Raw genomic sequence first — 20,611 nt, 5'->3', positions numbered from 1 at the left:
ATAAGTGAAACAGATTTGATTTTAAGTTTGATTTTATGAAATTTTTAGGAAATAGTTTGCATGTTGCAAACTCTGGAAAACTGATAGCCCGATCTGATAAAACACCTTCACCAGGTGCCATTGTTTATGACAGTAAAAAGAATAAAATTGGTAAGGTCGGCTATGTATTCGGGCCAACAAAGAAGCCCTATATTTCTATTCGCTTATTTAGGTCAGCAGATAGAGATGAACTTATGAAAAATAGCGGTGAAAAACTGTTTGTATCGAAACCGAAATCCAAAAAGTCTAGAAAAAGGAGGATGAGACCACGACACAAGAAATAGAAAATACTACACCTGAATTTGATGAAATTCCAAGAAGAGGTCGTAGAAGAACAAGACAAGCTAATGCACGAGATGATGTTTATTCTAAAGATAAACAAACTGAATGTCCTGAATGTGGTTCTACAGAATTAATAGGAGATTATGAAAGAGCAGAAGTAGTATGTGCTCGTTGTGGATTAGTAATTGATGAAAATCTTGTTGATATGGGTCCTGAATGGAGAGCATTTGACCATGAACAAAGAGATAAACGTACAAGAGTAGGAGCTCCAATTACATACACCATTCACGATAAAGGTTTAAGTACCATGATTGATTGGAGAAACAAGGATATTTATGGTCGTGATATTCCTGCAAGAAACCGTGCACAATGGTACAGATTAAGAAAATGGCAAAGGAAAATCAGAATTTCCGGTGCAACCGAAAGAAACCTTGCATTTGCTTTAAGTGAACTTGACCGTGACTCCTCAAGATTAGGTCTTCCAAGAAGCGTAAGAGAAGCAGCATCTGTTGTATACAGAAGTGCTGTTGATAATAAGTTAATTAGAGGAAGAAGTATTGAAGGGGTTGTAGCAGCATCACTTTATGCCGCATGCAGACGTTGTAACGTACCACGTACATTAGATGAAATTGCTGAAGTATCAAGAGTAACTAAAAAAGAAGTGGGCCGTACCTACAGGTTTTTAACCCGTGAGTTAAATATTAAATTGCCTCCAACTTCTCCAGTAGATTATGTTCCTAGATTCGCATCTGAACTTGGACTTTCAGGCGAAGCTCAATCTAAAGCTATTGAAATAATTGAAAAGGCAATGGAAAAAGGATTAACTTCAGGAAGAGGTCCTACTGGTGTAGCTGCAGCTGCATTATACATTGCATCCGTTTTACTCGGTGAGAGAAAAACACAAAGAGATGTTGCAGATATTGCAGGTGTAACTGAAGTTACTATTCGAAACAGATACAAAGAACTAACTGAACAATTGGAAATGGGTGTAACTTTATAAACACTCGTTTTTATTTCTTTTTTTTAAATCAATTAGTTTAATTTGGAATATTTTTCAATTCTATAAATTAATTCATTAACAATGCCGTCATTGTTTGTCTTTTTAACATGTGAAAGTCTTTTTTTATATTTTGGAAGTCTTTTTAAAAAGTTAGCTACTCTTTTAGCACTCATGACTTCATGATATTCTCCATATCCTAATTTTTGCACATAAAATCCGTTCAATATTTGTTCGAAGTTACCTTTGGCCGGAACTGAAAAAATAGGTTTTTTAAGGTGAATAGCTTCGGAAATAAATGTAAATCCTCCATTACTTATTATTGCTTTTGAAGATGCAAGATCGTCATAGAATTCATCTTCGTTAAACTCTTTATATGTTAAGTTCCCGTCAATTTGATTTCTGTTAAATCCATAAACAATAAACTGCACATTTTTTAGTGCTTTAAGCTTTTTAACTAATTTTTCACTTTCACGACTTGTTTGGTAAACAATAATATGATTTCCTTCTTTTGGTTCTAATTTAAGTATTTCTTCACGGATGATTGGAGGGTAAAGCACTGCATGTTTTCCAGGTTTTATTTTAGGATAAAAAAAGCTGGTTAAAATATGAACCTTTGGTTTTACAACATATGTTTTAATAACTCCTTTGGCCTTAAGCATTTCTCCGAATTTGCTTTTAGGATAATCGATTCTGGTTTGTGTAATTACGTGCATATTATCTAGGCTTATCAGAGGAATTCCTCTTAATTTTGAAAGCATTGTTGCATAAATTTCAAAATCAGTTACAATTACATCGGGTTTCAGTTGTGCAGCTTTTTTATATAAATTTTCATATCCGACACGTATGTTTGTAGGATTTCTTTTAAGGGCTTCTGAAAGGGTTTTAAGATTATTGACCTTGTTGTTAATGTAAACTGTATTGAATCCACCGATTTCATAAACATTGTCAAATTTTGATTTTAAATAGGCATATGCCCTGTCGCTTGAAAAGATATAAACGTCGTATTTGTCTTTAATTCTATCAACAATAACACTTGTTCTAATTGCATGACCCATTCCTTCACCGCAAACACAATAAAAGACAACTTTTTTTGACCTTATGCGACGTATCTTTTTTATTTGCTTTCTTGTATTATGGATTTTTTGTAGGGATTCATCATAAGTTTCTTTAATACTGTTTATCTGTGCGGTTCTCTTTTCAAGTGTTTCAAATCTTGATTTGCTTAGTTTTTCATGGCCATGATCAAAATTATAGTTTAGATCTTCCGCATCGGTTCTTCTGCCTAAAAAGTCATTGACTGTACTTCTTCCATATTGCTGAATTAATGTTTCTATTCCTTCCTCTTCCAGTCTTCTGGTAGAAACGCCAACTTTTGCATTTCTCAAAACCCTAAACCGTCCCTTTTTTGCTAACCGTTCAATATAGTCGGTATCTTCGCCGAATGTTAATGATTCATCAAATCCGTTGCACTCTTCGTGCAATTGTCGTTTTGCAATGATTCCATAACATCCTGCACCGTGGGGTTTAATGTTTTGCACACCTATCATAAAGTAATTTGCAAAGTCATGGAACAGCTTGTCTTCCACTTTATTTGACATTGGAATCATTTGGCTGATGGCTATTCCCAGACGCTCTACCTTGAATTCATACAAAACATTTCTCAGATATTCTCCAGTAAGCTGCAAATCGGAGTCTAGAAAGAGTAAAATTTCTCCTTTAGCAATTTTTGCACCATTATTCCTACCTACTGCAGGAAGGCCGCCTTCAACTACTATACAGCCGTAGTCCTTAGCAATTTCAACGGTTTTGTCAGTGGAATTAGCATCAGCAACGATGATTTCATAATCATCGAAATCCTGCTCTTTGATACTGTCCAGTAGAACTGGAAGGTATTCTTCTTCATTATATGTAGGTATGATAATGCTAAAAATCATATGTTAAAATATATTTTTTAAATTTATAAGTTTTTTGTGAAATTATGCTTTTTTCAGTGTTTTGCTTCCTTTTTAATTATTTTCTTGAATGAAATTTTTTTCCAAGACTGAGTAATTTTCATCTTAATTTCAATTTTTCAAAAAATTATTCAAAGATAATTTAAATTGTTAATAAATAATTAATTTTTAAAATAGTTTATATTTTTCAATTATTTTCTTTTTTCACTGAATTTTACATAAACATTGATGATTTAAGTTGTTTTATGTCAATTACTGTATGGAACTTTTTTCCGAGTAAGTCAATATTTTTAACAATTTTTCTCTCTATTTAATTAATAATTCCCAATTTTAAAATTAAAGAAGTATAAGTTTTAATTTTCTTTAAATTGGTATTATATGTCTTTATTGTAAAAACATTGTCATTTAATACTTTTACAGTTGAAATACACCTCTCACTGAGGGATGTTAAATTAATTTTAAAAAGTTTATTTTTTGGCAAGAACTGTCATTGCAATGATGGCCAGTATGAATCCACAAAACATTAATGGTGTTGGAATTTCTGAGTATATCGCCAGTCCGAATATAAATGCCGCAAGAGGTTCTGCACCTGACATGAATATTGATGAGGTGCCTGAGTCAATATATTTCAGACTTAAAGTTGAAAGGATATATGGAAGTGCAAATGAGAATGTGGAATGTATTATTAAAAAGATAATAGTTAATGTAGGATTAACTGAAATGAATCCTGATATTTGATTGAAATTGGTAAATGGTATTAATGCAACGGAAATGAAAATTATCGAATAAAACAGAATTGTAAATGTATGATTGCCCATTTCAATTGATTTTTTGGATGCCATAAGATAAACTGCCCAGAATAGTCCCGCACCAATTCCTGAAAGGATTCCTAATATTGAAACGTTTTCCAAACTGTTTTCTAAAACTCCTGTCATTAGTATACATCCGAAAATAGCTAAAAATATACATGCAATCTTTTTTGAAGTAATTTTTTCCTTAAACAAAATATGTGCAAATATCAATACATATATCGGAGCTAGTGACAGCAGCACTGCAGCCAGTGAAAGGGGAATAGTGTTCATGGACTCATTATAACACAGATTAAGTCCGACAATACATATTGCACATACCAAAAATAGAGGAATGTCTTTTAATTCAATTCTAAATAGGCTTTTGTCTGTTAGAGCTATGGCTATAACAAGGGGTATTATGGAAATTGAAAATCTCAAAAAGAGAAGTGTTGTAGAATCAATTCCGTTTTGCGTTAATGTTCTAACGAATATTCCGCTAGATCCGAACATGAATCCTGCAAAAATCGGTAGAATTATATAAATTTTTCTCATATTATTCGTTCAGGTATGAAAATTTATCCAATGTAAAAGTATGATGCTCAGATGAACTGTTCTGTGGAATAAGGTAAGAATAAGCATTCCATGTAACCGTATAATACTCACACGAATTGTTCAGAGGTATTTTCAAGTCATTTATAAGTTTCATTTCATTATAGTTGGAATCTATTTTATAGGTAATCTTATTTGAGTCTGTGTGATTTTCCTGACTGATGACTTTCACGGTGATATTTCCCAAATCAATGTCATCTGCAGGATTTGCAACATCCACTGTATAGTATTCTGCTTCTGCACCTGCAAATGCTACTGTAAAACGTAAAACTATTATTCCAATTACTACAAACCATATTAAAAATCTGTTAAACAGATATCTGATTTCGTTAAATCCGCGATTTTTGTAAGGTGGCTGGATTGATTTGTTCTGTTCAATTAAGTTGTCATCGTGTAATATTGCTCCTACAATCAGGTTCAGATAATAACCATTTCTGTAGACAAGATAAAGTCCCAATATTCCGACAAGTGCGGGAGTTCCAAAAAGCCCTCCGTCTATGGCACCTATTATTAAACAGCTTGAGAAAAATGCAAGCAATAAGTTTGTAAACCATGGCCGTTTTTGTGATGCTAAAACTATGCATACGAACAATATCGGAAACAGTAAAATTATTAAAAATGCAAAACTTGGAACGTAAGCATATAGGCCAACTCCTGTGTTAATGTCACTTTGAATAATAGGTCCAATTATTTGAGTTATAGCTGCGCCTAAAATGGACTTTATTAAGTGAGTATGTAAAATGCTTGTACTGCTCATCATGTTACTCATAGAGCAAAAAACAGTGTTGAGTTTAATTCCCATCTGTAATCTGAACACCACTTCAAGAGCAATTCCTAAAATCAATAAAAGTGAACCTACAATCATGGATATTTTAAGATATCTTGTTGTGTCAATATCTTTTTTAATTAGCTGGGAGAGTATCAGAAATAATCCCATAAGGCCAAAAAAGATAATATCCTTTCCTTTGGAGGACCCCATTAAAAAAATGTATGTAATTGGTCTTATAATTGGATTAAATACGTCTGTTATGAAGAGTAGGCCTCCAAACAAAATAAGTATTATCCCAAGTATGATAGTTTTATTAATCTTCATTAACAATAATTTAATATTAATACTTTAAATAAGTGATGTCATGTTTCCAATTGAATATTTCATAGGATTAATTTTAATAGGTATATTTGCAGGGTTTGCATCAGGACTTTTAGGCGTCGGCGGAGGATTTTTAATTGTTCCTCTGCAGTATTTCCTGCTTAAATACATTGGTGTTGAACCTGACCTGGCAATTCTTATTTCTTTAGGAACCAGTCTAGCCATCATTGTACCAACATCATTAAGCGGAGCTTACAGACACACCCGTACAATGGAGGGTATTGTAAAACCTGGAATTCAATTGGGTATTTTTGGTATAGTCGGTAGTGCTATTGGAGGGTTTGTAGCTTCAGGTTTACCCTCAAGAGTTTTGGAAATAATATTCGGATGTTTGCTTTTGTTTGTTGCCATAAAAAATATAGTTGATATAAATAAGGAAAGAGAAGAAGCAAAAATTCCATTCAATCTAATATCAACAGGAATCATAGGCTTTTTAGTTGGATTTTCATCCGGACTTTTAGGTGTTGGAGGAGGAATATTTTTAATAGCTATTTTAACTGCTCTTTTGGGATTTTCTTTAATAGAAGCTATTGGAACTTCATCCGTATTTATCTGTTTAACAGCATTTGGAGGATTTTTATCATATATGATTACTGGATGGGGAGTGTCCACATTTCCATATTCAATAGGTTATGTTAGCCTTATTAATTTTGCACTAATTACCTGTTTTTCAGTTCCTTTAGCATCATTAGGCGCCAAATTTGCACATAAACTGCCTCAAAAGAAACTTAAAATTATATTTTCAATAGTAGTATTATATATTGCATTAAAAATGCTTGGAATTTTACCATAAGGTGATAAAATGAGTGAAGAAAGAAAAGTTGGAGAAAATTTCGATGAAAATAAAGCTGCAGATATCTTTGATAAATTAAAGAATGTTGAAGGTAAAACAAAACCTAAAAATGACAGTAAATTTAAAAAAATAACTGATTTGATGAGCGAAGCAAAGTATGCAGAAAGTAAAGGCAATTTTGATGAATCAATCAAATTATATGAACAGATTATTTTTATTTTACCCGACTCTCAGAAAGCTTACGAAGCATTAATAGATATTTATCAAAAGCAGGGCAATGTCGAGGCTGAAAAAGAGATTTTAATTAAAGCCATTGCTGGCTGTAAAAATAATGGCGAATTTAAAAAGAGATTGGATGAAATAAGATAAGAGACATTATTTTCAAACATTTTTTTTTAATTTTCATCCTGATCTTCTATTTTTAAGAGATATCTTCGGGAAATGTTTTTAAAGCTGAAAGAAGAATCAGTTGTTTTATAGTATACCCAGCCTTCCATTTCACATCCTGTTTGCCCATCACACACGGTCGGATCGTAGTTTTTATCAGCACTTAGCTTGAACTCTTCAAAATCATCCGGAAGGATGTAAGTTTTGAAGTCTATTGGGACACTTTCCATATCGTATTCATCCCAGATAATCTGGGCTTCACGAATATCAAATTTGCCGTTGCTGTCCACCATATTGAAACAGAATAATTCATTGTCCTCTAATTTATGAGGATTATTTTTAATTTCAGGTCCGCAAATTTCACCCTGCCAGCAGACATAGTCACAATCTTTGTGATTTTCAAGGTAATGTATGAGTTTTTCCTCAATATCATATTGGTCTGCCATTTCCCAGTAAGGATTGTCTTCTTCAAATATCCGATGGTTACGTGAACATACATAAAACTCATAACCGCTGTTAAATGTTTTTGAATTTGCCTTTTCAAGAATGTATGTTGCACAAATGCCGTCACATTTTTGAGTACGTATGTATGGAGTTTTGTCATTTAAAATATCCGGAATGTTTTCGCAATATTCGATGTAATTATTGGAAATATTTGCAAATTTAGTTGGGAAATCTTTGCTTTTCTCTTCATTTACTCCGAAAAATGATGACATTATTGACTTGCCCCATCTTCTTTTCATTAATCCTTTTTCCATAGGCGAATCAAATAACTCCTTCTGATTTTGTGAAGGAGATTCATTTTCACAGGATAAATCCTTTTCAGGATTTGAATATTTAATGTCAAGTAATTCTGTTACGTCACTGCCTTCTTTTTTAGGAATTTCAATGTCAAAAATATCAACTGGCAATGCCAGGCCCTGTGAGATAATATTGGAATTTGGAAGTTTCTTTGTTTTTATTTCAAAGTTGTCTTCTCTTAAAAATTCACACCATTGCTTTTGAGGAACTTTAGAATCGATTTCAATGAATACGCAAAGGTCACCTTCCCTGAATTCTTTGCTTTTACAGATACATGTCCAGCCGAGAACTCCAATAAGTTCGATGTTGTCTGTTCCTTCGATGGGCCTTAGCCATGCAACCTTTTCAACATGTGCCAGTGAACGCTTCCCGTTAACTATCATTCATTCCCTCCGTTTAGATAAATCGCCTTATGATAAAACTCACGACAAACACTACAATTGCAAAATAAATTATATATCTTCCATGTTTTCGATAAAAGTGAAACGTCTTTTTTAAAGTAAAATAAAGCTGCTCCATAAATCAAACCTATAAGTGGTGATATCAGTGCAATGATATATCCAAGAATTGGTATTGCCATATGTCCCTCATTTTCCATGTATTCACCTCATTTTTAATAATGATTATTTTAAAAGTTTCATTCATTACTGTTAATTATATATTATTTTTTGAGGTTATTATATGTTCATAATTTAGTGGTGTTATGGAGTATTTAAAAAAAGAGTTAAAAATAATTTAAATTTTATTAAAAAAAGAAAAAAAGAAGTTAATTAGAATCCTAAGCTCGCATAGTATCCATGGAGCCTATAATTGTAATTATTCCAATTAACAACTGTTCCAAATGAATTTCTTACACTTGTCGGATCGGATACAATCCATGTATCACCAATTAAAACCTGTGCCCAAACGTGACCATATGTGCTTCCGCTGCTGAATACACATGTTCCGTGAACATATCTTGCTGCAAGACCTGCAGTTCTATACATTGCAATTAATAAATGGGCCTGGTCAACACAATTTCCAGTTTTTGCATTAAGAGTACCGACAGCACCATATTTTGTGTCGTAATAGAAACTGTAAGATACTGCATCACGTACATAATTGTAAATAGCTCTTGCTTTTGCACTATCAGTTGTTAATCCGGAAGTAAGTGAATCTACAACTGATTTGATTTTGCTGTTACCTACTTGACAATTAGTAGTTGCTACTAAATATGGTTTTAAGTTTGTAATTGTGTTCTTTGAATTTAAAGGACTGGAACTAGGGGTACTGGCGTATGTCTTAATGGTTACATAGTTAGGCATAATTCCATAGTCGTCGTAAAATGCTACAACACGAGCCATAGCATAAACTAAACCGTTATATCCGATAGATCCAAGAGCTGAATTAACTGAATTTGGCATTTCGCCTTTTGAGTTAACAGCATTAACAATACTTTTAGCAACTGAAAGATAATCATATAAATTACCTAAATTAGCAGCGGCTCCAGGGTTTCCTGGGTCTAATACAGTTTTTATAGGTATGTTTCCTTTATTATTAGCGTTTAAGTTAATTATAGCTTGTGAAGCTAAGTATAAATATTGTGCGGTACGGTAATTTACACCATTAATTGTAACAGTTTTTGGCAATTCCTCGCTGCTTTCAATATATTTTTTAACAGTTTGGGATGCTTCAATAACTTGTTTTAATGTAAGTGTATCCACAACATAAATATTTCTTGATCCAGTAACTTCACCGTCGGTAAATGTTACTGTGTAAGTTCCTTTAGTTAATCCAGGTATTGCAAGTAGAGCAGTACCTTTTTCATCCGTTTGTACAGAAGTTACTCTGTTATTAAAAGTAAATTTAACAGTTTTTCCAACAATAGGTTTGCTTTGACCATCAAGTAATTTTACTGCAAATGTTGTAGCAGTACCAACACTGACACTTATGTCACTTGATGAAAATCTAGTACCGTTTACAAGTATCTTTTTAGTTAATTTTGAAGAAGTATAATACGGGTTATCTGAAACTTGGATAGTAATTGAATATTCTCCAATTGCTTCTTTAATAGGCAGTTTTGCAACACCGTTTTCATCGGTAGCAACTTCAGTAGCAACAGAATTTAAATTAAATAAAACTTTAATTCCATTAATTGGGCTTCCAGTTTTATTTTGCACTGTTACCTGATAACTGCTTCCGTCATTATATTTCACTACTAAATCGCTTGCAGCTATACTTACTTTTTGTTTACTGATTGTTACTGTATTGGAACCTGTATTGTAGTCTTTCAATCCTGCAGTTGAATATGTGTATTTAGCAGTATATTTGCCAGAATTCAATGCTCCAATAGCGAGTTTTGCAACACCTTTGCTGTCAGTTTTAACAGTTGTAGTTTTTCCGTTAATGTTTATTTTTACATTTTTATTAGTTAAAGCTTTTCCAGCACTGTTTGTTGCTGTGACTGAAAATTCTGAACCATCATTGTACTGCATTTTTAAGGCAGATGATTTTAATGTGGTGGTTGAGTCTTTAACATATAATTTTTTAGAATCTGAAGCTCCTTTATATCTGGTGGCTCCGTTATATTTATAGTTAATAGTGTAAGTGCCTTTTGAAAGAGCAGGGATACTTGCAGTAGCTTTCCCATTTGAATCAGTTAAAGCAGTTACTTGTCTATTATTGTAAGTAAACAGAACTTTAGTCTTTTTAAGAGCTTGGTTATGACCATTTGTTAATACAACTGAATATTTGAATTTAGTTTTCGGAAGTATATATGCATTTGATCCTGTAATTTTGGTACTGTCTTTATTAACAGTTATTGTTTTTGTGAGAGTTTCTTTGGAATATGAATTATATATCTTTATTTTATATGTGCCAGGTACAAGCTTAAGAGTTATATTTGCTTTACCGTTGTCATCTGTTTTGACAGTGTATGTTTTACCATTAACAGTAAATTTCACATTTGCCTGCCTTAACACATCTGTATTTTTATAAAATAAGGCAGAATAAACAATTGAATCACCGTAAGTTGATTTAACATCACTTACCTTAATTGAAGAATACACATTAACTTTTTTAGAAATAGAACTTTTAATGTATTCATTATCTCCATTAAAGGTAACTTTTGCAGTATAACTTCCTTTGCTTAATGCGGAGGTAGTTACATATGCTGCACCATTGCTTTGTGTGGTGGCACTATAAGTTTTACCGTTAATCTTAAGGGCCACTTTTTTACCTTCCAATGAAGTTCCATTTGCATCCTTAAGAATTACTTTGAATACTGCACCTGATTTTGAATAATGAGCATTGCTGATTGAGAGTTCAGTTTTTACAGGGGTACTATTTGAGACACTTTCATTAAGAGTTAATGCTGCGTCATTGTTAGTACTTTTCAATGTATTGAATTCATTATTTTCTGAATTTAGAACAAAATCAGATTCAGATGCCTTTAAATTATTTAAGGATAACTCATCACAGTTAGCCATTAAATTTTCGTTATCTGTACTTGTAACATTACTTATTTCAGTTGCGCTGGCAGTTCCTAATATCAGAAATAGCATAAAAACAACAGAAACAAATAATGCTGCTTTTTTTATCGAAATATTAACACCTTCTTGGTTCTCACTATGATATTTTTTTTAAAAAAATTTCTAATGATTAATAATATTTCATAATGAGTGGATTAATATATATTTATTTCTTTATATAAATGTTTTTACAACTTTATTGAAAAAAATACAATGTATAATAGATTATTTCATTAAAAATGTTGAGTTTTGTATAGAAAATATTTCAGGAATCTTCTAAAATTAGGGCAATTTGGCATTGATTAAATTAAAAAAACTGAGATTGTTACATTCATTCTAAATGAAGTCCAATTCCCATTGTGGTAATCTGATAACTGTCTCCCCCAAGTCCAATCAGACTGTATTGGATGTCTAAATCGAGAATAGCATTTCCACCAACTGCCTTTACGTTTTCAGCTAATTTGATTAAGCTGTCATCTTTGGCTTGTTTCAGTTGAGTCAATACTGTTTGTTCAACTTTTTCCTGTTCGCTATTGATTATTCTTTTGTTTTTATCAACAATTACTGTAGCATGGAATTGTCCTATAATTGAATGTTTTCTATTTAAAATATCGGTACTTGTCATGAAATAGAAATCTAAATTGTTAAGTTTTTCATTACTTTTTTCTTCATCAAATATTGGTGGTTCTTCAATTTCAGTAAAGTATGATTGTTTAAGAATATCTTTGTAGAAATGGTATTTGATGTTTTCGAAAAACTTTTTAATGGTTCTTTTGATTTTTCCTAAAAAGTATGAAATTGCACTTAATCCTGCAAATATGATGTAGTTGATTACTGTAGGAAATGCTGCCTGCAATATTATCCCTATTGTTCCAACGGTAATAAGGTTAAATCCCAATGTGGGATTTTTCAAAATAAATCCGTAAATAACAGTATCAATAAAAAGAATAAAAGCACTGACTGCACCGATGCTTTGCCCAATCATCTTGTTTGCAAGGTAGGTTTCTGCATATCCTGCAGCAAGGGGTGCAAAAATCAAACCTAAGTTCCATCCAAATATGGCTATGTTAAAATGTAAAAAAAATGCATATATTCCTAAACCTGATGTAGTACCGAATGCAATGCACAGTATAGCTTCTGTTACATATGTACGTTTTTCTTCGTGTTCTTTAATATTCATATTACTTATATTGTATTGCGGTACCATAGGCTGTAACCAAAATGGTATTTCCCATGGTTCCTCCAAGATTATCATAGGAAATTTTAAGTCCGATTATTGCATTTGCACCTAAATTTTTTGCTTTTTCTTTCATGGTTTCAAGAGCGTATTCTCTTGCCGTTTGAAGTTCTTCCTCATATCTGGATGTTCTTCCAGCTACGACATCACGTACTCCAGAAAATAAATCTTTATATATATTGGAACCTATCAAAAATTCTCCGGTTACCAATCCTTTATATTCAATTATCTCTTTTGATTCTAATGTGTTTGAGGAAGTTAAAATCATATTTATCCCTTTTTAACAAATGTAAGTACTGCCCAAATGATTAAGAAAATTGCAATAACTACATATAAAATGATTTGTGATCTTCTTCTTTGTTTTAATCTTGCATCCCAGACTTTCTGACAATCTGAAGAGCATACCAGTTCATTTAATGGTATTGGGGTTCCGCAGATTGGACAATGTTTATGAGGTTCTACTGACATTTTTTCATCTCCTTATATTTTAAAAAATTCTTTAGTATTTTTATTAACATGAGTTGCTAATTCTTCGCTGTCAATACCCATGCAAAGAGCAATGGTATTGAGTATGTGAGGTAAATATTTGGGTTCGTTTCTATTCTTTTTAGGTTTAACATCAAAGTTTTTTGGAATTAAAAATGGCGCATCTGTTTCAATCATTAATTTTTCAGGAGGTATTACACTAACTGCTTCCTGCAGGTCTCTGCCTCTTTTCATATCACAAATCCATCCTGTAACTCCAATATAACAGCCTAAATCAATGTAATTTTGTGCTTCTTGTTTTGTTCCTGTAAAACAGTGGACAACTGATTTTTCTGCAATTCCATCATATTTTTTTAAGATACTGTATAAATCTTCGTGTGCTTCTCTTTCATGTAAAAATAAAGGCATATCAAGTCTGTCTGCAAGTTGTACTTGAGCTTCAAACCATTTTCTCTGCAAATCCTGTGGTGAGAAATTTCTGTTATAGTCAAGACCGCACTCGCCAATTGCCACGACACATTCATCTTTAGCAATCTTTTCAAGTTCAAACATGCTGTGTCCATTACAGGTCTTTGCATCATGAGGATGTACTCCTGATGTTGAGTATAAAGTTCCTGGGTAATTGGAGGCATATTGTGCTGCTTGCTGACTTGAGTTTACATTGGTTCCGGTGATAATGAACTGATTAACACCAACTTTTTTTGCTTCTTCAATAATTTCAACTCTGTCTTTTCTAAATGAAGAGTGCATTAAATTTAAACCAATATCAATAAGACCGTCCACTTAATCACCTATTCACTGATAACTTTAGTGCCTATAGTTTCTCCTTTAACTGCTTTGATTAGATTTTCCGGTTCAAATCCATTGGTGATCACGGTTTCTAAATTGGACCTTTTAATCATTTGGACTGCTGTTGTGTCGAAAAATTCATATGTTCCTGCTTTAACGTCTTTTCCGCTTAAAAAGTCAAGCAAGTCAGTTGCAGTAATTTCAGGAACAAGTTCTGCATCGTCAAATTTATTAGGATCTTTTGTATACATTCCGTCAACAGATGTTAAATTAATTAATTTATCTGCATTGATGTATTCGGCTAAAATTGCTGATACTGCATCAGTACTGTGTGCAGGTTCGGTTCCGCCCATAACAATTATTTTTCCGCTGGCTGAAAATTCCAGTGCTTCCTGGAAATTATGAGGTACTCTTTGATATGCTGCATCTCCAAGTGCGGTTAACATTAATTTAGCATTTATTCTGGTTACTTCAATTCCAATATCGTCACATTGAGCTTCTCCAGCTCCTAAGTCACGAACAACACTAATATATTCTCTTGCAGGTTTTCCACCGCCTATAACAATAAATAATTCGTGTTCTTTTGCTAAATCTTTTAAAATAGCACTATACTCTTGGAATTTTTTACAGTCATATTCTTTAAGTAAAATTGATCCACCAATTGCAACAACAATTTTCATATATTCACCTTATAATAATTTATTGATTAAATATTATTTAAATTTTAATTTAATTTATCTTAAAAATGCAAAATTATTTAAAAATAGTTTTTAAAAAATTTTTTGAATTTGAAATTAAAAATAGCTGTCTGCTCTAAAACAGAATATTGAATGAATTATAATCTTTTAAAAAAAATAAAATTTAGAGGATTATGCATCCTCTGAAAATAGTCCTTTGTATAATAGGCCTGCAATTACTGCACCAACAATAGGAGCTAAGATAAATACCCAAACTTGCTGTAATGCTTGACCTCCCATAAATAGTGCAGGAGCCAAACTTCTTGCAGGATTAACTGAGGTACCTGTTAACGGAATGCCTAAAATATGAACAAATGCAAGGGTTAAACCGATTACTATACCTGCAATAGTTGCATTTTCTGCTTTTTTAGTAACTCCGAGAACTGTAAATACGAATACAAAGGTTAAAATTACTTCAACGATTACGGCTCCAACAACATTAAGTCCAACAGCTGATGCAGTGCCAAATCCGTTTTGACCTAATCCTGTTGTCATGTATCCTCCAAGGTGTGCGGAAGAGTTAATGATAACTGCGAGGATTGCAATACCAATAATTGCTCCAATACATTGGAATACTATGTAAAGAAGCAAATCCTTTGTTTCCATTCTTCCGTCAATCCACATACCGATTGAAACGGCGGGGTTGACATGGCACCCTGAAATGTCACCTATTACATATGCCATGGCCACGATGGATAAACCGAATGCCATTGCAATTCCAAGATTGCCTAATATTGTGCCAGCTATGGCTGCACTTCCACAACCGAAAAGAACAAGAACCATTGTTCCGATTAATTCTGAAATATACCTTTTCATAAAATCCCTCTAAATTATTTTTTCTCCTTATTAAAATCTTCTAATACGTTTATATCCTAAGTATGCAAGGAATAACACAAATAATATTAAAACGAATGGGAATGCTTTCAATAAGAATGAATCATTCACTTTATCGAATTTATAGTCATGGTCAAAGCCCATGTGATTTGCATCAGTGTGATTTTGAGTTATCTTTGCAAAATTATATAATAAATCATAGTAACTGATGTGTGCTCCATTATATTCGATTGAATCCGGCGCCTTGCCGTTTTGATCCATATAATTTCTCACAATTCCTGCCATGGCCATATAATCGTAAATTGAGTATGTGTCTTTTACTAAAAATGAAATTCCCATCGGATTGTCCGGACCGGACATTGTTTTTGGAATGTCAAGACCGTTTCCGTTGAGATAGGAACTTGTCTGGTAAAGTAACTGTGCTGCGGTGTAGTTACCGTATGTTCCGTTCATGTTGGTATCATTGCTCTCGATTAGTATTTTACTTGCATTGGCCATTCCGCTTGGAGATATTTTATTTTTAACAATCATATTGTCGCTGAATACTTTTGTATCATTTCCATGAGCATTTACGATATCAACAATTTCTCTAGCAATTTGCTCGTTCATTTTTTCGTCATATCTGTCGATGACACCATTTCTCCCATTATCTGGGAACTGTTTTAGTGGCTGGACATAATAGATTCCGTCATTTTTTAGAAATGTTCCGGGGTCATGCATTCCCATAAATGTTTCATTGGAATAATTGTCGTCCCATGCTCTTCTGAGATAGTTGCTGTGATTGTCTAAATCATAATCACCAGTATTTACTAGAACTATCTGTTTATTGGTGTCTTTTGTAGCATCAGCTAATAAATAAAAATTTCCGGCATCACAGGCCGCCAGACATATGCTTATATCACTTGTCACAGTAATTGCCCGAGTTCCTTCGCCAGGTTCTGGGGCCTGATTGTCAACTATAACTTGAAGCTGTCCCCCGCTGATTTCTTCAATGTACTTTTTAATAGAGTTTAGCATATTAATATCAGTATCATGGTCGACTATATTGTCTGAAGTTAAAAACACTGTTTTTGATGCAGTAACTCCCTGGACCATGGGGGATATTATTAATAATGCTAATATCAGTATTGCAATTTGTTTTTTCATGTCTCTGTTTTCCTACGTTTGATTATTATATAATTATTATTTTTATTACTAAAATATTTTATTGATGTCATTTTATTAAAATACTTTTAATATGTTATATTTTCAATATTTAAAGATTAAAAATTAGTTTAAAGCAAATATTTAAATACATTGCTTCCTAATAACTATTTTGAGGATTTAAAAAGATTATCTTTTATTTTAAGTCCAATTTAATAGAGTTTTATCAAAATTTAATTTTGTGTATTAAATTGAAATAAACCTATGATTTTTGTCAAAATATTTGTCTAAAATATTTTGTGTTAGGTGGCTGATGATAGTTATTCTATAAAATTATTGTTTATTTTTAAATTTGATATTTTAAAATTGGTATTTAATAAATCTAGACTAAGATAAAAAGTTTAATTGCTGGTTAATAGTTTTTTCTAATTAATGGTATGTAATCGTCCTCAATAGGTGATTAATATGTTTGAAAATTCAAAAAGGATAGCTATTAGCAAAAACTTTTTAATTTCTCTACTCTTCGTTGTCCTGATATTCACGTCTGTTGGTGTGAGCATGGATAATGTTAGTGCTTTAGAGCTAAATCAGAGTGTAGATGGAATTGAAAGTGAATTAAATGTTGAAGATAAACTAGAAAATTCTCAAGAAAATATATTGAATACGAATTTAGAAGAAGAAAGTATGTTGAATGTTGCTCAAGACAGGGAAGTTTTAGGCCAAGCGCTGCTTCATGGAGGTACATTTTCAGATATTCGTGAAGCGGTTAAAAATGCAAAAACAGGTGAAGTGATTAAACTGGCAGGTACGTTCAAAGCTGAAAAGGCATATGATCAGATTGTTTTAAATAGGCGTGTAACTATTATGTCTGATTCGTCTGCCACACTGAATGGAATGGGTATATCACACATTTTCATTGTCAATGCTACGGCAGCGTCATATTCAGAATTTAAAAACTTAAAATTCATCAATGGATACCGGAGTAATACTGCAGCTGGAATATATGTGAATGCTCATGATATTGCAATAAGAAACTGCGTATTTGAAAATAATGAAGGGCATCATGGAAGTGCAATATGTACTCCAAATGATAATTACACAGCTAGAAATCTGTTAATCGAAAATTGTAAATTCAAAAACAATCATGCGGTTACGCATGCAGGAGCAATTGTTGCAATGGCAGATAACACAAGAATCATAAACTGCTCTTTTGATTCTAACAATGCATATGATCCAACCGGGCTTAGGGTTGCTTTAGGAGGAGCTATTCAGGTCGGTATGGATAATTACCGCTCAAGAGCATATGTTTACGGATGTAACTTTACCAATAACTGGGTAAAACCAACTGGATTGGATGCACATGGTGGTGCAGGTTGTGTTCGTGACGGTGTTGAATATAGAAACTGTATTTTTATAAACAACTCTGCAGCACAGGGCGGTGCCTTAACAATGCATGCTTCAGGTTCAATTAATAATTGTACTTTCATCAATAATTCAGCAGTATTATTTGGAGGTGCTGTATCAACAGGTTATGCAAACATGAACATGAATTTAACCATTCAGGATTGTAATTTTGATGGTAATGTAGCTCCAATTGGAGGTGCTGTACAGTTAATCGGAAAGAATATTAACATTAACGAATGTGAATTCAATAATAATAAGGCATCACAAACAGGAGGTGCAGTAAATGTCAATGCAGAAACAGTAAACGTTAAATCTTCATCATTCAATGATAATGTTGCACATGTGGATGGTGGGGCAGTCTTTATCAATGGTAAAAATACTCAGATTATGGATTCCTCATTCATATCAAATGATGCAATTCCTGATGTGGATAAATTGGATGACGGTTTAGGAGGTGCAATTTACATTAACAGTACTGAAGCAAGTATTTCAAATAATAAATTCTATTATAACACTGCTAGAAACGGTAGTGCAATTTATTATGATAAATACGGAACTAAATTAACTCTAACTAACAACACTCTATTTGAAAATCAGGCATGGGTTTATGCTCTGCCGATTTCAGCTCACGATATTTATTATGGTGAAACTGAAAACATTGAATCTATCATTCATGGTGGAAACAATATTGGAAAATACAATGATTTAAGCATATCAAATGCAATATACAATGCAGCAAGCTATGCAAACATTGAAATCGATGGTCAACATCCTCAACTGGGTGCAACAACTAGCGGACACTTATATCAGGATGATCGTGAATATAACATGAATGTCTTATTGACAGTTGTCCATGAAGACGGCAGTGTTGTTTACAATAAAACATTAAATTCCAATTGTTTTGGTGAAGTAAAAGATTCATTAAGAAATTTAAAAGTTGGAAAATACTATGTAAGTGCAAAACACACAGAAGATACCTACTATAAAGGAATAACAAACAAAACTACATTTAAGGTAACAGCTCAGGTTGACGATAAAATCAGAAAATCAGTCAGTTCCGAAAACATTGACTATAAAGACATCGTTGTTTGGACATTAAACATTACAAATAAGGGTCCTTCAAATGCAAATAATGTTGTTATAAGGGATGTATTGCCTGACGGATTGGTTTACATTGACGATAACACTAATGGAGCTTATAATCCAAAAACTGGTATCTTAACACTTGATTCATTAAAAGTTGGTGAAATATATATTGTTAATATTAAAACATGGGTAAACAGGACAGGTGAGATTAAAAACAATGCAAATGTCACAGCACATGAATATGATTACAATTTAACAAACAATCATGATGACTCTAAAATAAATGTTAATTCTGCATGTGATTTGGCTATCGAAAAAATAGCTAATGTCAGTGTTGTAAATCTAACTTCTTTGGTTGAATGGACATTAACTGTTAAAAATAATGGTCCAGATACTGCAACAGGTGTTGTTGTTCGTGATGTGCTTCCAAAGTCACTGATTTGGGTTAGTGATAGTGGTTTAGGTAAATATGATCATAATTCTGGTGTTTGGAATATTGGTGGTTTAAATAAAGGTTCTAGTGTTAGTTTGAAAATCGTGACTAGAGTTAATCAGACTGGAAGTATTAAAAATGAAGCTTCAGTTTCAGGTGAACAGTATGACTATGATGAAAGCAATAATCACGACAGCTATGTAGTTAATGTAAAACCTGCATGTGATTTGGGTATTGTAAAATCAGTCAGTGCAAGTGTTGTTAATTATACTGATGTTGTTAAATGGACATTAACAGTGACCAATTACGGTCCTGATGCTGCAACTGGTGTTAAAATTTATGATGTCTTGCCCAATGGATTTACTTATTTAAATTCAACTAAGGATTACTCTAATGGCATTATTAATATTGGAAACTTAGCTAAAGGTACTAGTATTAGTGTAGATATTTTTACTAGGGCTGATATTACTGGTACTTTTGTTAATGTAGCTAGTGTAAACGGCAATGAATTTGACCATAATTTAGTCAATAACAGGGATGATGCATCAATATTTGTCAAACCTGCAACTGATTTAGCTGTTAAAAAGTTAGTAAATAACTCTCAACCTAAATTCTCTGATAATGTTGAATGGACATTAACAGTGACCAACAATGGTCCTAATGATGCAACCGATGTTGTTGTTCGTGATGTGCTTCCAAAATCACTGATTTGGGTTAGTGATAGTGGTTTAGGTAAATATAATCATGATTCTGGTGTTTGGAATATTGGTGGTTTAAATAAAGGTTCTAGTGTTAGTTTGAAAATAGTGACTAGAGTTAATCAGACTGGTAATATTAGAAATGATGTTTCTGTTACTGGTAATGAGTTTGACTTTGATAAATCAAACAATAATGATTCTAAAATCATTTCTGTTAAATCGGCTTGTGATTTGGGTATTGTAAAGTCTGTTGATGCGAGTGTTGTTAATTATACTGATGTTGTTAAATGGACATTGACAGTGACCAATTACGGTCCTGATGGCGCAACTGGTGTTAAAATTTATGATATTCTGCCGAATGGATTTACTTATTTGAATTCCTCTAAGACTTACTCAAATGGTGTTATTAATATTGGAAACTTAGCTAAAGGTTCTAGTGTTAGTGTTGATA

Annotated in this window: 18 protein-coding genes (1 of these 18 only partly in view); 5 read left to right on the top strand and 13 right to left on the bottom strand. The window is 32.7% G+C overall.

The window, feature by feature from the left end:
• Positions 1-35 precede the first annotated feature (35 nt).
• Together QZU75_RS04930 and QZU75_RS04925 are read left to right on the top strand one after the other, a co-directional pair.
• Entirely contained in the window at positions 36-323 is a 288-nt protein-coding gene (locus QZU75_RS04930; RefSeq protein ID WP_296881959.1) for a Gar1/Naf1 family protein, read from the top strand.
• 26 nt (positions 324-349) lie between these two features.
• Positions 350-1,321, top strand: a complete 972-nt coding sequence (locus QZU75_RS04925) for a transcription initiation factor IIB (RefSeq protein WP_296881973.1) — start codon at positions 350-352, stop codon at positions 1,319-1,321.
• Positions 1,322-1,353: 32 nt separating this feature from the next.
• Here QZU75_RS04925 and QZU75_RS04920 read toward each other — a convergent pair whose 3' ends face one another.
• The 3 genes from QZU75_RS04920 to QZU75_RS04910 all read right to left on the bottom strand — a co-directional run bounded on the left by QZU75_RS04920 (position 1,354) and on the right by QZU75_RS04910 (position 5,766).
• Positions 1,354-3,255: an MJ1255/VC2487 family glycosyltransferase gene (locus tag QZU75_RS04920; RefSeq protein ID WP_296881957.1), complete on the bottom strand. Its 1,902-nt coding sequence runs from the start codon at positions 3,253-3,255 to the stop codon at positions 1,354-1,356.
• 485 nt (positions 3,256-3,740) lie between these two features.
• Positions 3,741-4,616, bottom strand: coding sequence for a DMT family transporter (locus QZU75_RS04915; protein ID WP_296881955.1), 876 nt, complete (start codon positions 4,614-4,616; stop codon positions 3,741-3,743).
• Between the two features lies 1 nt (position 4,617).
• Positions 4,618-5,766, bottom strand: a complete 1,149-nt coding sequence (locus QZU75_RS04910; protein WP_296881954.1) for a hypothetical protein — start codon at positions 5,764-5,766, stop codon at positions 4,618-4,620.
• Between the two features lie 40 nt (positions 5,767-5,806).
• On the opposite strand from QZU75_RS04910, the gene QZU75_RS04905 reads away from it, so the two are divergent.
• Positions 5,807-6,616 (top strand): sulfite exporter TauE/SafE family protein, encoded by an 810-nt coding sequence (locus QZU75_RS04905; protein ID WP_296881953.1) that lies wholly within the window; start codon positions 5,807-5,809, stop codon positions 6,614-6,616.
• A 9-nt stretch (positions 6,617-6,625) separates the two neighbouring features.
• Positions 6,626-6,985, top strand: coding sequence for a hypothetical protein (locus QZU75_RS04900; RefSeq protein WP_296881951.1), 360 nt, complete (start codon positions 6,626-6,628; stop codon positions 6,983-6,985).
• A gap of 26 nt (positions 6,986-7,011) precedes the next feature.
• Here the strand turns inward: QZU75_RS04900 and QZU75_RS04895 are convergent, their stop codons facing one another.
• The 10 genes from QZU75_RS04895 to QZU75_RS04850 all read right to left on the bottom strand — a co-directional run bounded on the left by QZU75_RS04895 (position 7,012) and on the right by QZU75_RS04850 (position 16,542).
• On the bottom strand, positions 7,012-8,187 hold the full coding sequence (locus QZU75_RS04895; protein WP_296881950.1) for an RNA ligase family protein: 1,176 nt from the start codon (positions 8,185-8,187) through the stop codon (positions 7,012-7,014).
• A complete protein-coding gene (locus QZU75_RS04890) occupies positions 8,184-8,402 on the bottom strand; it encodes a hypothetical protein (RefSeq protein WP_296881949.1) in 219 nt (72 codons plus the stop codon). The genes QZU75_RS04895 and QZU75_RS04890 overlap by 4 nt, the downstream gene beginning before the upstream one ends.
• 172 nt (positions 8,403-8,574) lie before the next feature.
• Entirely contained in the window at positions 8,575-11,346 is a 2,772-nt protein-coding gene (locus QZU75_RS04885; RefSeq protein WP_296881948.1) for a transglutaminase domain-containing protein, read from the bottom strand.
• A gap of 298 nt (positions 11,347-11,644) precedes the next feature.
• Positions 11,645-12,493, bottom strand: coding sequence for a hypothetical protein (locus QZU75_RS04880; protein ID WP_296881946.1), 849 nt, complete (start codon positions 12,491-12,493; stop codon positions 11,645-11,647).
• A gap of 1 nt (position 12,494) precedes the next feature.
• Positions 12,495-12,818, bottom strand: coding sequence for a YbjQ family protein (locus QZU75_RS04875; RefSeq protein ID WP_296881945.1), 324 nt, complete (start codon positions 12,816-12,818; stop codon positions 12,495-12,497).
• 2 nt (positions 12,819-12,820) lie between these two features.
• The gene (locus QZU75_RS04870; protein WP_296881944.1) at positions 12,821-13,018 is read right to left on the bottom strand and encodes a DUF2116 family Zn-ribbon domain-containing protein; all 198 of its coding nucleotides are present in this window, start codon (positions 13,016-13,018) and stop codon (positions 12,821-12,823) included.
• A gap of 12 nt (positions 13,019-13,030) precedes the next feature.
• The gene (locus QZU75_RS04865) at positions 13,031-13,819 is read right to left on the bottom strand and encodes a TatD family hydrolase (RefSeq protein ID WP_296881943.1); all 789 of its coding nucleotides are present in this window, start codon (positions 13,817-13,819) and stop codon (positions 13,031-13,033) included.
• An 8-nt stretch (positions 13,820-13,827) separates the two neighbouring features.
• The gene (gene pyrH, locus QZU75_RS04860) at positions 13,828-14,505 is read right to left on the bottom strand and encodes a UMP kinase (protein WP_296881942.1); all 678 of its coding nucleotides are present in this window, start codon (positions 14,503-14,505) and stop codon (positions 13,828-13,830) included.
• Positions 14,506-14,694: 189 nt separating this feature from the next.
• Positions 14,695-15,378, bottom strand: coding sequence for an MIP family channel protein (locus tag QZU75_RS04855; protein WP_296881941.1), 684 nt, complete (start codon positions 15,376-15,378; stop codon positions 14,695-14,697).
• Between the two features lie 30 nt (positions 15,379-15,408).
• Positions 15,409-16,542 carry an adhesin gene (locus QZU75_RS04850; RefSeq protein ID WP_296881940.1) on the bottom strand — a complete coding sequence of 378 codons (1,134 nt, stop codon included), beginning with the start codon at positions 16,540-16,542 and terminating at the stop codon, positions 15,409-15,411.
• A gap of 462 nt (positions 16,543-17,004) precedes the next feature.
• Between QZU75_RS04850 and QZU75_RS04845 the strand changes: the two genes are divergently transcribed.
• Positions 17,005-20,611: the 5' portion of a hypothetical protein gene (locus tag QZU75_RS04845; protein ID WP_296881939.1), read on the top strand. It continues 2,636 nt past the right edge of the window; only the first 3,607 of its 6,243 coding nucleotides appear in the window; the start codon lies at positions 17,005-17,007; the stop codon falls past the right edge of the window.

This window comes from uncultured Methanobrevibacter sp., from assembly GCF_902764455.1.
Classification (GTDB): domain Archaea; phylum Methanobacteriota; class Methanobacteria; order Methanobacteriales; family Methanobacteriaceae; genus Methanocatella.
This window is presented reverse-complemented; position numbering and strand designations above follow the sequence as displayed.

Excerpts from the sequence above, each read along its gene's own strand:
- QZU75_RS04915 (WP_296881955.1), bottom strand. The coding sequence starts at position 4,616 with ATGAGAAAAATTTATATAATTCTACCGATTTTTGCAGGATTCATGTTC.
- QZU75_RS04905 (WP_296881953.1), top strand. The coding sequence starts at position 5,807 with ATGTTTCCAATTGAATATTTCATAGGATTAATTTTAATAGGTATATTT.
- QZU75_RS04910 (WP_296881954.1), bottom strand. The coding sequence starts at position 5,766 with ATGAAGATTAATAAAACTATCATACTTGGGATAATACTTATTTTGTTT.
- QZU75_RS04870 (WP_296881944.1), bottom strand. The coding sequence starts at position 13,018 with ATGTCAGTAGAACCTCATAAACATTGTCCAATCTGCGGAACCCCAATA.
- QZU75_RS04895 (WP_296881950.1), bottom strand. The coding sequence starts at position 8,187 with ATGATAGTTAACGGGAAGCGTTCACTGGCACATGTTGAAAAGGTTGCA.
- QZU75_RS04855 (WP_296881941.1), bottom strand. The coding sequence starts at position 15,378 with ATGAAAAGGTATATTTCAGAATTAATCGGAACAATGGTTCTTGTTCTT.
- QZU75_RS04885 (WP_296881948.1), bottom strand. The coding sequence starts at position 11,346 with ATGCTATTTCTGATATTAGGAACTGCCAGCGCAACTGAAATAAGTAAT.
- QZU75_RS04880 (WP_296881946.1), bottom strand. The coding sequence starts at position 12,493 with ATGAATATTAAAGAACACGAAGAAAAACGTACATATGTAACAGAAGCT.
- QZU75_RS04900 (WP_296881951.1), top strand. The coding sequence starts at position 6,626 with ATGAGTGAAGAAAGAAAAGTTGGAGAAAATTTCGATGAAAATAAAGCT.
- QZU75_RS04920 (WP_296881957.1), bottom strand. The coding sequence starts at position 3,255 with ATGATTTTTAGCATTATCATACCTACATATAATGAAGAAGAATACCTT.
- QZU75_RS04875 (WP_296881945.1), bottom strand. The coding sequence starts at position 12,818 with ATGATTTTAACTTCCTCAAACACATTAGAATCAAAAGAGATAATTGAA.
- QZU75_RS04930 (WP_296881959.1), top strand. The coding sequence starts at position 36 with ATGAAATTTTTAGGAAATAGTTTGCATGTTGCAAACTCTGGAAAACTG.
- QZU75_RS04850 (WP_296881940.1), bottom strand. The coding sequence starts at position 16,542 with ATGAAAAAACAAATTGCAATACTGATATTAGCATTATTAATAATATCC.
- QZU75_RS04890 (WP_296881949.1), bottom strand. The coding sequence starts at position 8,402 with ATGGAAAATGAGGGACATATGGCAATACCAATTCTTGGATATATCATT.
- pyrH (WP_296881942.1), bottom strand. The coding sequence starts at position 14,505 with ATGAAAATTGTTGTTGCAATTGGTGGATCAATTTTACTTAAAGAATAT.